This window comes from Desertibaculum subflavum, from assembly GCA_003576705.1.
In the GTDB taxonomy this organism is placed as follows: Bacteria; Pseudomonadota; Alphaproteobacteria; order Ferrovibrionales; family Ferrovibrionaceae; genus Desertibaculum; species Desertibaculum subflavum.
In genome coordinates, this window is record QOZS01000027.1 from 61,913 (window position 1) to 75,652 (window position 13,740).

Annotated in this window: 11 protein-coding genes; 5 read left to right on the forward strand and 6 right to left on the reverse strand. The window is 68.5% G+C overall.

All coding sequences use genetic code 11. From position 1 onward, the window contains the following. Positions 1–4: 4 nt before the first annotated feature. The 3 genes from DT074_RS15500 to DT074_RS15510 form a co-directional block, all read right to left on the reverse strand. On the reverse strand, positions 5–853 hold the full coding sequence (locus DT074_RS15500; RefSeq protein WP_119420766.1) for an enoyl-CoA hydratase: 849 nt from the start codon (positions 851–853) through the stop codon (positions 5–7). 19 nt (positions 854–872) lie between these two features. After that, the gene (locus DT074_RS15505; RefSeq protein ID WP_119420767.1) at positions 873–3,302 is read right to left on the reverse strand and encodes a GcvT family protein; all 2,430 of its coding nucleotides are present in this window, start codon (positions 3,300–3,302) and stop codon (positions 873–875) included. A gap of 64 nt (positions 3,303–3,366) precedes the next feature. Further along, complete coding sequence (locus DT074_RS15510) at positions 3,367–4,647, reverse strand: hypothetical protein (protein ID WP_119420768.1); 1,281 nt, start codon at positions 4,645–4,647, stop codon at positions 3,367–3,369. Between the two features lie 125 nt (positions 4,648–4,772). On the opposite strand from DT074_RS15510, the gene DT074_RS15515 reads away from it, so the two are divergent. The 4 genes from DT074_RS15515 to DT074_RS28085 are packed head-to-tail and all read left to right on the forward strand — an operon-like array spanning position 4,773 to position 7,362. Then, a complete protein-coding gene (locus DT074_RS15515) occupies positions 4,773–5,486 on the forward strand; it encodes a prolipoprotein diacylglyceryl transferase (protein WP_119420769.1) in 714 nt (237 codons plus the stop codon). Beyond that, entirely contained in the window at positions 5,464–6,876 is a 1,413-nt protein-coding gene (locus DT074_RS15520; RefSeq protein WP_368744694.1) for a radical SAM protein, read from the forward strand. Before DT074_RS15515 ends, DT074_RS15520 begins: the two co-directional genes overlap by 23 nt. Continuing rightward, on the forward strand, positions 6,842–7,123 hold the full coding sequence (locus DT074_RS15525; RefSeq protein ID WP_119420771.1) for a hypothetical protein: 282 nt from the start codon (positions 6,842–6,844) through the stop codon (positions 7,121–7,123). Before DT074_RS15520 ends, DT074_RS15525 begins: the two co-directional genes overlap by 35 nt. Beyond that, positions 7,120–7,362: a hypothetical protein gene (locus DT074_RS28085; protein ID WP_162914933.1), complete on the forward strand. Its 243-nt coding sequence runs from the start codon at positions 7,120–7,122 to the stop codon at positions 7,360–7,362. The genes DT074_RS15525 and DT074_RS28085 overlap by 4 nt, the downstream gene beginning before the upstream one ends. A 2-nt stretch (positions 7,363–7,364) precedes the next feature. Here the strand turns inward: DT074_RS28085 and DT074_RS15535 are convergent, their stop codons facing one another. Genes DT074_RS15535 through DT074_RS15545 form a run of 3 tightly spaced genes read right to left on the reverse strand, consistent with a single transcriptional unit; the run spans position 7,365 to position 12,179 of the window. Next, a complete protein-coding gene (locus DT074_RS15535) occupies positions 7,365–10,487 on the reverse strand; it encodes an efflux RND transporter permease subunit (RefSeq protein ID WP_119420772.1) in 3,123 nt (1,040 codons plus the stop codon). Between the two features lie 19 nt (positions 10,488–10,506). Further along, on the reverse strand, positions 10,507–11,628 hold the full coding sequence (locus tag DT074_RS15540; RefSeq protein ID WP_119420773.1) for an efflux RND transporter periplasmic adaptor subunit: 1,122 nt from the start codon (positions 11,626–11,628) through the stop codon (positions 10,507–10,509). Continuing rightward, a complete protein-coding gene (locus DT074_RS15545) occupies positions 11,625–12,179 on the reverse strand; it encodes a TetR/AcrR family transcriptional regulator (RefSeq protein ID WP_368744695.1) in 555 nt (184 codons plus the stop codon). Before DT074_RS15545 ends, DT074_RS15540 begins: the two co-directional genes overlap by 4 nt. Positions 12,180–12,465: 286 nt before the next feature. On the opposite strand from DT074_RS15545, the gene DT074_RS15550 reads away from it, so the two are divergent. Beyond that, a partial coding sequence (locus DT074_RS15550) for a WD40 repeat domain-containing protein (RefSeq protein WP_162914934.1) occupies positions 12,466–13,740 on the forward strand: 1,275 nt, incomplete at its 3' end.

Here is a 13,740-nt window from a genome sequence, read left to right on the forward strand (position 1 = left end):
GGATCTATCCCTTCTTCTCGTTGAGGCCCTTCTTCTCGTTGAGAACGGAGAAGCGATCCTTGGGGCTCTTCGCCCGCGCCGCCTCGCCATAGGTGCCGCGCTCCATCCGGTGCGGGATGGTCAGCATGTAGTTCTTGAAAGCGATCTCCAACGCCGCGCGCTGGCCCTGCGCGTCGAGCGTGTCGTTGACCGAGCGCTTGGCCATCTGCAGGGCGTAGAGATCCTGCTCGGCGATCTTCTGGGCCAGCGCCATGGTCTCCTGCGTCAGCGCCTCGCGCTTGACCACGCGGTTGACCAGGCCCGCCCGCTCCGCCTCCGCGGCGGTGAAGAAGCGGCCGGTGAACAGCATCTCCTTCGTCTTGCGGGGGCCGAGATCCCACGGCATGGAGAAATACTGCACATGCGCGCCGCCCCATTTCACCGCACGGTCGGCGAACAGCGCATCCTCGGCCGCGACGATGATGTCGCAGGCGGAAGCGAGCATCATGCCGCCCATGATGCAATAGCCCTGAACCTCGGCGATGGTCGGCTTCGGCACGTCGCGCCAGCGCATGGTGGTGTCGAAATAGAGTTGGGCGAGGCGCTTGTACTCGTCCTTGAATTCGGAGCCCCAGGGGCGCTTGGCCTGGTCGGCCAGCTCGTCGGCGCTGCCGAGATCGTGGCCGGCGGAGAAATGCTTGCCGGCGCCGGCGACGATGACGACGCGGATGCCGTCATCCTCGCCCGCCTCGCGAAAGGCCTGGTCGAGCTCGTGGATCAGCACGCGGCTCTGCGCGTTCAGCACCTCCGGCCGGTTGCAGGTGATGCGCAGGACGCGGTCGAAGCGCTCCTGCTTGAGCGTCTTATAGGTCATCGTTTCCTCCTCCTTGTTCTTAGACTTTCATCCGCGCGCCCGTCGGGTCCCAGAGCGGGCGGAGCGAGGCCCGCGCCGGGTAGCGGCGCTTGGCGATCTCGATTTCGTATTTCGCATCGAGGATGAATGCCGCGTCGGCGCCCTTCGGCTGCGCCACGTAGCCGAGCGCGACGCAGCCTCCCAGCGTATGGCCGTAGGCCGCCGACGAGTTACGACCGACCAACGCACCGTCGCGCCAGATCGGTTCGTTGCCGTAGGCCACCGGCTCGGAATCCTGGATCAGGAACTGCACCAGGCGGCGGTCGAGGCCTTCCGATTTCTGGCGGAGCAGCGCCTCGCGGCCGATGAAACCGCCGGGCTTGTCCCAGGCCACGGCGAAGCCGAGGCCGGCCTGCAGCGGCGTGTCCTCGTCGGTGATGTCGTGGCCCCAATGGCGGTAGGCCTTCTCGATGCGGAGGCAATCCATCGCGTGCATGCCGACCGGGGCCGCGCCGCCCGCCAGCAGCCGGTCGAACACGGCGACGGCCTGGACGGCCGGCACGTAGAGCTCCCAGCCCAACTCGCCGACATAGGAGATGCGGGACGCCATCACCTTCGCGTCGCCGATGGCGATCTCGCGCATGGTCGCGTAGGGGTGGTGCGCGTTCGAGAGGTCGGCACCGCTCGCCGCCGCCAGCACTTCGCGCGCCTTCGGCCCGTGCAGGCCGATGGTGGCATAGGCATCGGTGACATCGGTCACCGTGACGCGCGCCTCGGCCGGTATGTTGCGCCGCAGCCAAGTGCGCTCGCGTACCGCGGTCGCCGCGGCGGTGACGACCAGGAAGCGGCCCTCGCCCAGCTTGGTGACGGTGAGGTCGGCCTCGATACCGCCGCGCTGGTTGAGCCATTGCGTGTAGACGACGCGGCCGACCGTACCGCCGATATCGTTGGCGGAGAGGCGCTGCAGCACCGCTTCCGCATCGGCGCCTTCGAGCCGGAACTTGGCGAAGGAGGACTGGTCGATCAGGCCGGCGCGCTCGCGCACCGCCTTGCACTCGGCGGCGGCGTTGCCGAACCAGTTCTGCCGGCCATAGGCGTAGACGTAGGCGCGCGCCTGGCCGGGCTTGGCATACCAGTTGGCGCGCTCAAAGCCCGCGACCTCGCCGAACACGGCGCCGTTCTCCGCGAGACGCCCATGCAGCGGCGATCGCCGCGCGTCGCGCGCGGTCGCGAACTGGCGGTGCGGCCAGTGCATGGCATAGAGCAGGCCGAGCGCCTCGGAGACGCGGGCGCGCAGATATCCGGCCCCGCCCTGGTGCGGCATCATGCGGCGGAGGTCGACGTCCCAGAGATCGAAAGGCGGCGCGCCGTCGACGATCCAGTCGGCCAGCACCTTGCCGGCGCCGCCGGCCGACTGGATGCCGATCGAGTTGAAGCCGCAGGCGACATAGAAGCGGTCGAGATCCGGCGCCTCGCCGAGGAGATAGCGCTGGTCCGGCGTGAAGCCTTCCGGTCCGTTGAAGAACTTGCGGATGCCGACCCTCTCCAGCGCCGGCACGCGGCGCATCGCCTTCTCCAGGATCGGCTGGAAGTGGTCGAGGTCCTCGGGCAGTTCGCCGAACTCGAAATCGGCGGGGATGCCGTCCATGCCCCAGGGCTTGGCCTTCAGCTCGAAGGCGCCGATCAACAGCTTGCCGGCGTCTTCCTTCATATAGGCCTGCCCATCCATGTCGCGCAGCACGGGCAAGGTCGGCACCGCGCCCGGCATCGGCTCGGTCACGCAGTAGAAATGCTCGGCCGCGTGCAGCGGCACGTTGACGCCGGCCATGCGGCCCACCTCGCGGCCCCACATGCCGGCACAGTTCACTACCGCCTCGGCGCGCACCTCGCCTTCGCTCGTGCGCACGCCGACGGCGCGGCCGTTCTCGACGACGATTCCGGTGACGGCAACGTTCTCGCGGATGGTGGCCCCGCCCTGCCGCGCGCCTTTCGCCAGCGCCATGCAGGTATCGGTCGGATTGGTCTGGCCGTCGTTGGGGTACCAGATGGCGCCGAGCACGTCGTCGACATTGAGCATGGGCCAGATCTGGCTGACCCGCTTCGCGTCGATCACCTCGTGCTCGACATCGACGGCTGACGCGAAGGAAGCGGTGCGCTTCAGCTCCTCCCACCGCGCCGGGTTGGTGGCGATGGAGATCGAGCCGTTCTGCTTCAACCCCGTCGCCTGGCCGGTCTCCGCCTCCAGCCGGCGGTAGAGGTCGAGCGTGTATTTCGCCATCCGGGTCAGGTTCGCGGTGTGCAGCATGCCGCGCACCAGGCCCGCCGCGTGCCAGGTGGTGCCGGAGGTAAGGCGCTTCCTCTCCAGCAGCAGCACGTCGCGCCAGCCGCGCCGCGTCAGGTGATAGGCGAGCGAGCAGCCGACGATGCCGCCGCCGATGATGACGACGCGCGTATGCGCTGGCAGGGACATGCCTTGAGCGTTTCCGTCCTGTTTCCCCGACAGTGCCGCAATCGGAGAGCGACGGAAAGCCCGCTCAGGCGCGGGCCTGATTGCCGGCGAAGCGCTTGATGAACTCGTCGGCGAGGGCGAAGACGAACTCGACATTGTAGCCGACCACGAAGGCGAGCGCCGGCAGCGACACCGCCTCGTAGCCCTGCGGCAGGAGCGGCTCGAACATGTGAACGACCGAGCCGGTGCCGGCGCCCAGCATCATGCGCGAGGTGCGGCTGACCACCCGCGCCCTGGAAACGCGCACCTCCTTGATCTGGGCATAGCGTTCGCGGATCACCCAGAGGCAGGCGCCGAGCGCGCCGTAGAGCGCCGGCAGCCAGATCTTGATCAAAGTGTCGACATGCGAGCGGATGATGTGCTCGTTGGTCAGCTCGAGCCGGGTCGGCAGCGTGGCGGAGGCGACCTGTACCGTGCTGACATCGGTTCTGGTCACCGCGGCGTCCGGCGCTGCGGCGGAGCGTTGCGCCTGCGGCACGCGGAGCTGCACACCGCTCCTGTGGCAGCGCACGACGACCTCCTCGCCGTTGCAGGCGGCGCGCACCTCGTCCTCCACCACGGCGCAGACGTCGTTGAACGGCATCCAGGAGGCGAAGCTGGCCAGGCCGTAATTGAGGTACCAGGATTTCAGATAGGTGTGGCGGAAGCAGATATCGACATTGCGGTCGTGCTGCTCGCCTTCTAGCGCGGCAATCTGCAGATGCAGCTGGCTCTGCGCCGCGGCCTTGCCGGCCGGCTGAATGGCGGCGGCCTCCACCGCCCCGCCGCCCTCGCCGGCGGCGATCGATTGCCGCAGGATGGTCGACTTCTCGAGCAGCTTCAGCGTCGCCACCGTCTGCGCGTCGATCGCGTGGATCAGGTTCTGCGCCGGGATGATCTTGGAATGCGTGTAGATCGCGGCGATGAGCAGGAACAGGGTGAGGATGCAGAACCGCATGGTCTCGATGCGGTAGTGCTGCAGGTACGGCACGCCGTCCTTCATCGACCGCCACACCAGCGCGCCGAGCGAAATGCGGAACTTGGAATAGTCGGCATAGTGGCGGCGGAACTCGTCCTCCAGCGCAATGCCTTCCTGGGTCGCCGGCCCGACGATGCGGGTGAGATAGTCGACCACCTTGTAGGCATCGGCCCAGTCCTTGTCGCCCGGCGGCTGGTCGAGCAGGACGAGCCGGGCGGCAATGTCGATCTGGCTCTGGTCGACATTGGTGGTCTGGCTGGAACTGCAGGCATATTCGAGCATCACCCGAAGCGTGTTCTTCAGGCTGTCCCAGGAGGCCGCGCGCTCGGAATTGGAGTCAGAGGTCATGGTCTGCGCCCCGTCCCTTGGCCGCAAGATCACGCCTCACCGCTGCCTTCATAGGCCTCCTTCGGCGGACGGACAACGGAAAGCCGCCGAAATCGGCTAGGTTTCCCGGTACGGGGGCCTGGCCGATGCTGATTCACACCTTGTTCGATGCGCTCGCCTGGGCCATGGCCGCGCTGGCGGCGCTCTGGGTCCGGCGGCGGCACGGCGCGGCCTTCGCCCGTATCGGCTTGACCGAACGGCCGGGCTATTGGATCTCGGGCCTGGCGGGGCTCGGCCTCGGCGCCTCGGCCGTCGCGGCGCTGAACAACGGGCTGGCGGGCCTGCTGCCGATCGGCCACTCGGTCGCCGGGGCGCTGGCCGGCGGCATCCTTGCCGTCGAGGCCTACAAGGCGGCGCAGGGCATTCGCGGCTCGACCGGCGGCATCCTGGTGCTGCCGCTCGCCCTCGGCATCGCGGTCGGCCGCTTCGGCTGCCTCGCCGCCGGCATCGAGGACTTCACCTACGGCCTGCCGACCGCGCTGCCCTGGGCGCATGATTTCGGCGACGGCGTGCCGCGCCATCCGGTGCCGGTCTATGAGAGCCTCGCCATGCTCGGCTTCGCCGCGCTCTTCGTCGCGGCACTGGAGCGGCGCTGGCCGATCCCGAGCGACACCTGGTTCTATCTCTTCGCCATCTGGTACGGCGCCCAGCGCTTCGCCTGGGAATTCCTCAAGCCCTACCCGCTCGTGCTCGGCCCGCTCAACCTCTATCATCTGATCTGCGCCGGGCTGATCGTCTATGGTCTCGGCATGCTGGCCGCCAGGGGGAGGCAGCAAAGTGGGATTGCAGCAGGGGCGTAAGCTCAAGCCCTATCTGTTCCAGGGTCAGACCACCTCGCTCTGCGAGACCTGCCTGCGCCTGGTGCCGGCGAAGATCATCGTCGAGGGCGACGATGTATTCTATCTCAAGCGCTGCGCGGCGCACGGCGTGCAGAAGACGCTGATCGCGACCGATTACGCCTATTGGAAGCGGGCGCGCGACTTCCTCAAGCCCGCCGACATTCCGCTCAACCTGCACACGCGGACCGAGCGCGGCTGTCCCTGGGATTGCGGCCTGTGCCCCGATCACGAGCAGCATACCTGCCTGGCGCTGATCGAGGTGAACGAGGAATGCAATCTCTCCTGCCCGGTCTGCTTCGCCGATTCCTCGCCGGCGCGCACGAAGCACAAGACCCTCGCGCAAGTGGAGGCGATGCTGGACGCTCTGGTCGCGAGCGAGGGCGAGCCCGATCTGGTGCAGATCTCCGGCGGCGAGCCGACCCTGCACCCGCAGATCATCGAGATCCTGCAGGCGGCGAAAAGCCGGCCGATCCGCCACGTGATGCTGAACACCAATGGCATCCGCATCGCCCGCGAGCCGGATTTCGTCGAGCGGCTGGCCGAGCTCAAGCCCGGCTTCGAGGTGTATCTGCAGTTCGACTCGCTTGATGCAGAAGCCTTGAAGACGATCCGCGGCGCCGATCTCCGCCGCGTGCGCCAGCAGGCCTTGGAGAACCTGGAAGCCGCCGGCATCTCCACCACGCTGGTCGCCGTCATCAAGAAGGGCGTGAACGACCGCGAGGCCGGCGCCATCGTGCGGCACGCGCTGGAATGGCGCTGCGTGCGCGGCGTCACCTTCCAGCCGGTGCAGGATGCCGGGCGCAATCTCGGCTTCGACAAGAACCGCGACCGCGCGGTGCTGACCGATATCCGCCGCGAGGTGGGGCTGAACTCGGGCGTATTCGGCCTCGACGACCTGGTGCCGCTGCCCTGCAATCCGGAAGCGATCTCGATCGCCTATGGCTTGCGCAACGGCCGCGACATCCTGCCGATCACCCGCCTGCTGCCGGAGGAGGACCTGCTCGCCGCGGCACCGAACGCCATCGCCTTCGAGAAACATCCGGCGCTGAAGGAGCTCTTGGTCAACGTGCTCTCGCTCTCCTGCGCCGGCGAGACAACGGAGACCACGCTCGCCAATTTCCTCTGCTGCCTGCCCTCGGTCGAGATGCCGAAGGGCGTCGGCTACGAGAATGTGTTCCGCGTGGTGATCCTACAGTTCCTCGACCGCTACAATTTCTGCGTGGCCCAGGTGAAGCGCTCCTGCGTGCACTTCGTCACCGGCGACCAGCGGATCATCCCGTTCGACACCTACAACCTGTTCTACCGCGACGGACTCGATGTCGATATCGCCCGCCTCGCCGCCGCCGAGTAATCCGGCGAAGCCCCCGCTGACCGGCATCGGCATCCTCTGCCTGATCCTTGGCCTGCTGCTGGCGATCCCGTCCGGCGCGTGCGCCGGAATCATCGTCATCGGCTCGCTCGCCGATACGTTGACCGGCGGTCACATCGAGGATGCGCTGTCGCTCATCCTGATGGGCTTTCTGTTCGCGGTGATACCGCTGGCCGGCGGTATCCTGCTGGTCGCCGTCGGGCTCCGTCTCAGAAAGCCGTCCGCATGAACGCGGCGCCGCGCGGGCCGATCAGCAGCGCCGGCATCTTCCTGATCGTGGTCGGCGCCCTGCTCGCGGTCCCCTCCGGGGCCTGCACCGGCATGTTCGCCTACATGGTGGTGACCGAGTGGGGCGACGCCGCCGAGGCGGCATCGACCATGGGACTGGTCCTGATGATCGCCGGCCTGCCGCTCGCCGGCGGCATCGCGCTGATCTGGGTCGGGCTGAAACAGCGCAAGCCGATCTAGGCTTACTCCGCCGGGTGCTTCACGTCGGCGCCGGCCTCTGAGTCGGCGTCGCGGGCGAGGTGGCGCTTGGCGAACTTCGCCAGCCGGTCGATATAGACCAGGATCACCGGCACCACGACGAGGGTCAGAAGCGTCGAGGAGATCAGGCCGCCGATCACCGCATGCGCCATCGGCGAGCGCTGCTTGGCGCCTTCGCCGAGGCCGAGCGCCAGCGGCAGCATGCCGAACACCATGGCGAGCGTGGTCATCACGATCGGGCGCAGCCGGATGGCGCCGGCCTCGATCAGCGCCTCGCGGATGGCGAGGCCCCGCGCCATCGCCTGGTTGGCGAAATCGACCAGCAGGATGGCATTCTTGGTCACCAGGCCCATCAGCATGATGAAGCCGATGATGCTGAAGATGTTGAGCGTCGAGCCGGCGACCAGCAGCCCCAGCGACACGCCGATGATGGAGAGCGGCAAGGACGCCATGATGGCGAAGGGCTGCAGGAAGCTGCCGAACTGCGAGGCCAGGATCAGGTAGATCAGGATGACCGCGAGCAGCAGCGCCTGGCCGGCATAGGCGCCGGATTCCGCCATGTCCTTGGTCTGGCCGCCGAACACGATGCGATAGCCGGCCGGCAGGTCGATTCGTTTCGCCGCCTCGCTCAAGGCCTGGCTGACCTGGCCGACCGGCACGCCGGAGACGTTGGCCGTCACCTGCACCTCGCGCTGCAGGTCGCGGCGGTTGATCTGCGAAGGGCCGACCGTGACGGCCACCGCGGCGAGATCCTTCAGCGCCACCATGCGCGGCGCGCCCTCGGCGGTCTGCTTGCCGGTCGGCAGCCAGATGCGCTCGAGGTCGAGCCGGCTCAGCCGGTCTTCCGGCGAGAGCCGCGCCATCACGGTGTAGTTCTCGCCGTCCGGCGCCTTCCAGGTGCCGACCTCCTCGCCGGCGAAGAGCGGCCGCAGGCTTTCGGCGACGACATTGGGGCCGACGCCGAGATCGGAGGCGACCTGACGGTCGAGCTGGACCGAGAGGGTCGGCTTGGCGGCCTTCAGGTTGGTGTCGATGTCGACCGCGCCGGGAATGCCTTCCAGCGCCTTGACCAATTGCCCTGCGATGCGGTCGAGCTCGGCCACGTCGCGGCCCTGGACCGAAACCTGCAGCTGCTTCTGCACGCCGCCGATGCCGGGAATGCCGATCGCGTATTTGATGCCGGGGATGGAGGCGAGACGCTGGCGGATATGCGGCGCCATCTCGTCCGGCGAGCGCTTGCGCTCGGACAGCTCCTTGTAGCGCAGATAAAGGCTCGCCTGGTTCTTGCCCTGCACCATGCCGGTATTCACCGTGCCATAGGCATAGGCGATCTCGGGAAACTCGCGGATCGCCGTATCGACCTGGGCGAGCTTCTCGGTGGTGTATTCGAGCGAGGAACCGACCGGCGTCTCGACGATCACCACCTGCTCGCCGAGATCCGCGGCCGGCACGAACTCGAAGCCGACGAAATAGAATACGCCGAAGCTGCCGAGGAACGTCGCCAGCGCCAAAGCCAGTGTGGTCTTGCGGTAGTTCAGGGCCCAGCCGATCAGCCGGCGATAGCCGGCGACCAGGCGGTCGAACCCCGCCTCGAAGGCGCGGCCGATACGGCCGCGCGCGCCATGCGCCGCCGGGTCGTACCAGATGCTGGACAGCATCGGGTCGAGGGTGAAGGAGACGAACAGCGATAGCAGGACGGCGGTCGAGACGACGAGGCCGAATTGCAGGAAGAACCGGCCGATGATGCCGCCCATGAAGGCGACGGGGAGGAACACCGCGACGATGGTGAAGGTGGTCGCCAGCACGGCGAGGCCGATCTCGTTGGTGCCGTCGAGCGCCGCCTGGCGGTGGCTCTTCCCCATCGCGATGTGGCGGGTGATGTTCTCGCGCACCACGATCGCGTCGTCGATCAGGATGCCGATGGCGAGCGACAGCGCGAGCAGGGTCATCACGTTGAGGGTGAAGCCCGCCGCCGCGATCACCAGGAAGGCGCCCATCACCGAGATCGGCAGCGCGAGGCCGGTGATCACCGTGCTGCGCCAGGATTGCAGGAAGATGAAGACGATCAGGATGGTCAGGATGCCGCCCTCGATCATCGTGCGCTGCACGTTGTCGACCGAGTTGCGGATGCCGCGCGAAGTGTCGCGCACGATGTCGAGCCGGATATCGGCCGCCAGACCGCCCTTCTCCAGCTCGCGCACCGCCGCGACCAGGCCCCGGGCGACGTCGATCGTGTTGGCGTCCTGCGCCTTGACCACGTCGATCGCCAGCGCGGGCTTGCCGTTGAGCAGGGCCGCGCTCTCCTTCTCCTCGGCGCCGTCGACCACGTCGGCGATCTGGCGCAGCAGGACCGGCGCGCCGCCGCGCCGCGCCACGATCAGGTCGAGGAACTGCTTCGGCTCGACCACGCGGCCCTTCACCTCGATCACGCGGTCGTCCGATCCGCGCGTCACGTTGCCGGCGGGAACGTCGCGGTTCTCCTCCTTCAGCGCCTTGACCACCTCGCCGACGCCGATGCCGAGGGCGTTCAGCCGCTCCGGCTTGAGGTAGACGTTGATCTGCCGCTTGACGCCGCCGACGATGGTGGCGCGACCGACACCGCGCACATTCTCCAGCCGCTTCAGGATCACCTGGTCCGCGACCGTCGTCAGGTCGCGGAGGCTACGAATGTCGGACCGAAGGGTAACTGACAGAACCGGCTGGTCGTCGGGGTTGAAGCGCTGGATCAGCGGCTCCTTGACCTCGTCGCGGAAGGCGGCGCGCACCTGCTGCACCTTCTCGCGCACGTCCTGAGCGGCGGTCATAGACGCGACCGTCAGCTCGAACTCGGCAACGACGACCGACTTTCCCTCATAGGAGCGCGAGGTGAGCGTGCGGATGCCGGCGACGGTGTTCACCGCCTCCTCGATCTTGCGCGAGATCTCGCTCTCGACGATCTCGGGCGAGGCGCCGGGATAGTCGGTCGTGACGAGGACAACCGGGAAGTCGACCTGGGGGAACTGGTCAATGGAGAGGCCGCGATAGGCGAACAGGCCGAGCACGGCCAAAGCCACCATCATCATGGTGGCGAAGACCGGGTTGTCGACCGAGATGCGGGTCAGGAACATGGGCCGGCGGCCGAACGGATCAGGAGGCTGGCGGCGCCTGCACCGCCAGGCCCGGCTTCAGGCCGGGATGCGGCACCAGCACCACGCGCATGCCGGCGGCGAGGCCCTCGACCTCGACCAGATCGCCGCGCGCCCAGGTGCCGGCTATGCGCACCGGCTGGCGCTCCAGCTTGCCCTGCACGACGGTGAGCACGTAACTCCCGGCATCGTCCTTGCGGATCGCCGCCGGCGGCAGGGCGAAGGCGCCCGATTTCTCGGCCACCACGATCTCGCCCTGCGCGAACATGCCGCCGCGCAAAGCCGGCTCGCGATCGCCGATGGCGACGAAGACCGGCACGACGCGCGAGCCCGACTGCGTCATCGGCGCGATGCGGCTGATGGTGCCGGCAAAGGTGCGATCGCCGAAGCCGTCGATGCGGATGGCCCCCGTCTGACCGATACGCAGCGCGGCCACATCGCCCGCCGGAACCATCGCCGCCACTTCCATCTGAGCGGTATCGACGATGGTGAGGATGCGGCCGTCGACCGGCACCGTCTCGCCGGGATTGGCGATGCGCTCGGCGACGATGCCATCCATCGGCGCCTTGACCACCGCATCGCTCAGCGCCTTCTGCGCCACCAGCACCTGGGCCTGGTTCGCCGCCAGCACGCTGCGCTTGTAGTGATAGTCGGCATCTGCCTGGTCGAGCTGGGTCTTGGCGACGATGCCGCGCTCGAACAGCTGCAACTTGTTGGCGCGCGTCTTGGCGGCAAGGTCGGCATCCGCCTCGGCGGCGCGCAGCATGCTCTTGCGCTCGTCGAGCCGCGCGGCGAGGTCGGATACGTCGAGCCTGGCCACCACCTGGCCTTCGCGCACCTTGTCGCCTTCACGCACCATCACGTCGGCGATCTGGCCGGCGACACGGGACTTCACCGTGGTCTGGTCGAGCGGCGCGAGCGAGCCGGTGAAGCGCACGACCTCGCGCAGATCGCTCGCCTTCAAGGTGGCGACCTCGCTGGCGGCGAGCTCGAGCGGGCGCCCGGCCGCGGTCGGCGCTTCGGCGACGGCGCGGCCGGCCTGCTTGGTGCGCCAGACCCAGGCGCCGCCGAGGACCACCGCGGCGGCAATGAGCAGCAGGACGATGTTGCGCAGGATCTTCATCGGCGGAGCCCCGCAATCACCAGATCGACATAGGCATCGAGGAAGCGCGCGGGATCGGCGGTCGGGTCGAACGGCGCCAGCGAATGCTGCCAGATAGCCAGCATGGTGAGCGGCGCACCGATCACCCCGGCATAGCCGACCGGATCGACGGTGCGAAACTCGCCGTTGGCGATACCGCGGCGGATCAGGTCGGCCATGAAGGCACGGCCGCGGGCCACCACTTCCTCGACATAGAACCGGGCGATCTCGGGGAAGTTGTTGGCCTCGGCGATGACGAGCTTGGCGATGCCGCCGGAGACGTGGCGTACATAATCGGCATAGTCGCGGACCAGGCCGCGCAACAGCTCGGCGACCGGGCCCTGATGCACCTGCAGCCGGGCCTCGCCGGCGATCAGGGGCGGCAGCAGGGCCTCCCGCACCACCGCCTTGAACAGGTCTTCCTTGCTCTCGAAATAGAGGTAGGGCAGGCCCTTGGAGACCCGGGCGGCGCGCGCCACCTCGTCCAGCCGGGTTCCGGAATATCCTTTTGCTACGAATAGCTTAATGGCCACGGCGATGATCTCGGCGCGGCGATCCTCGACCCGGCGCGGCCGACGGCGGCGCGGCGGGCTATCGATGACTGACTGGTCAGTACTTACCATGGTGCGGCGCACACTACGCCTGCGCCCCGGCCATGGCGAGCGCAAAATCGCGCCGTCGGGCGGGTGCGGTTAAAGCGCCGTTAGGCCGATCCGGCGAGCATCGCGGCGAATCGCGCTCACGTGATCCTTGCCGCTGTCGGAACGGCGGCGAGGCGCGTAAACAGGAACCAAAGCGTCCTCGCCGGAGGGACCGACCATGTCGCCTGCCCGCACCCGTCTTGCCGCCCTGATCGGCCTCGCCACGATCGCCGCCGGCCCCGCCGCGGCCCAGATCGGCGTGCCGATGGACACCATCATGCGAATCCCGGTGGACCAGATCACCACCGGCATCTTCCAGCAGATCGACCAGGCCCTGCCGCCGCTGGTGATCAAGAGCTCGGCCGGACCGGTCGGCAGCATCGCCGCGAGCCCGACCGGCCGCTGGCTGGTCACCGCACCGTCCGACCGGGTGCTGCGCGTGTGGGACCTGGAGAACGGCCTCGAGGCCGCGCGGCTCACCGGGCTCGGCGCCGAGCCGCGCGCGCTGGCCGTCAGCGAGAGCCTCGTCGCCGCCGCGTCGGGCCGGCGCGTGCTTCTGTGGTCGACCGCGGGACGTGCCTTCCGGCCGATCGACCTGCCGCAGGACGTCACCGCGCTGGCCTTCGCCGGCAACGACAGGCTGATGATCGGCCGCGCCGACGGCCTGATCGGCGAGCACGCGCTGGACGGGCGCGAGCTGCGCAGCTTCCCCGGCCATCGCGGCGCCGTGGTCGCGCTGGCGACCACGCGCGGCGGCACGGCTCTGGCGAGCGGCGATGCCAACGGCACCGTCTATACCTGGGACATGGCGACCGGCGCCGGCGCCGGCGGCGCCAACGTGCCGGGCTTGACCGCGCTCGCCATCACCTTGGACGGCACCGGCTTCGCGACCGGCCAGCGCGACGGCACCGTGCTGCTGTGGTCGCGCTCCGGCCAGCAGCTCGGCCGCGCCGCGCGGCATCGCGGCGCCGTCACCTCGCTTGCCTATTCGCCGGATGGCCGCATCCTCGCCTCGACCGGCGGCGAGAAGGCGGTGCGGCTTGCCGATGTGGCGAAGCGCAGCGAACTGAAGGGGATCGAGGCGCATACGGCGGATGCGACCGGCGTCGCCTTCGAGGGCCGCTATGGCCGCCTGATCTCCACCGGCAAGGACGGCATCGTGCGCGCGACCGAGGTCGGCGGCGGCGATCCGAAATCGCTGCTGCGCATGGTCTCGACCAATCGCGGCTGGGCGGCGATCGACGATAACGGGCGCTTCGACGGCTCGATCGACGCGCTGCGCGAGATTTCCTGGGGCACCCGCGACAAGGAAGTGGCGATCGACCGCCTGTCCGACCGCTTCAACCGGCCGGGCCTGATTCCGCTGATGCTGGCGAGCCAGCCGCCGCAGCTGCAGGCGGTGGCCGTCGCGCCGGCGCCGGCGCCGCGGCCTGCCCCGCCACCGCCCGCGCCC

Coding starts and splice junctions, on each gene's coding strand:
- DT074_RS15515 (WP_119420769.1), top strand. CDS start 4,773: ATGCTGATTCACACCTTGTTCGATGCGCTCGCCTGGGCCATGGCCGCG.
- DT074_RS15510 (WP_119420768.1), bottom strand. CDS start 4,647: ATGACCTCTGACTCCAATTCCGAGCGCGCGGCCTCCTGGGACAGCCTG.
- DT074_RS15540 (WP_119420773.1), bottom strand. CDS start 11,628: ATGAAGATCCTGCGCAACATCGTCCTGCTGCTCATTGCCGCCGCGGTG.
- DT074_RS15525 (WP_119420771.1), top strand. CDS start 6,842: ATGTCGATATCGCCCGCCTCGCCGCCGCCGAGTAATCCGGCGAAGCCC.
- DT074_RS15535 (WP_119420772.1), bottom strand. CDS start 10,487: ATGTTCCTGACCCGCATCTCGGTCGACAACCCGGTCTTCGCCACCATG.
- DT074_RS15500 (WP_119420766.1), bottom strand. CDS start 853: ATGACCTATAAGACGCTCAAGCAGGAGCGCTTCGACCGCGTCCTGCGC.
- DT074_RS15505 (WP_119420767.1), bottom strand. CDS start 3,302: ATGTCCCTGCCAGCGCATACGCGCGTCGTCATCATCGGCGGCGGCATC.
- DT074_RS28085 (WP_162914933.1), top strand. CDS start 7,120: ATGAACGCGGCGCCGCGCGGGCCGATCAGCAGCGCCGGCATCTTCCTG.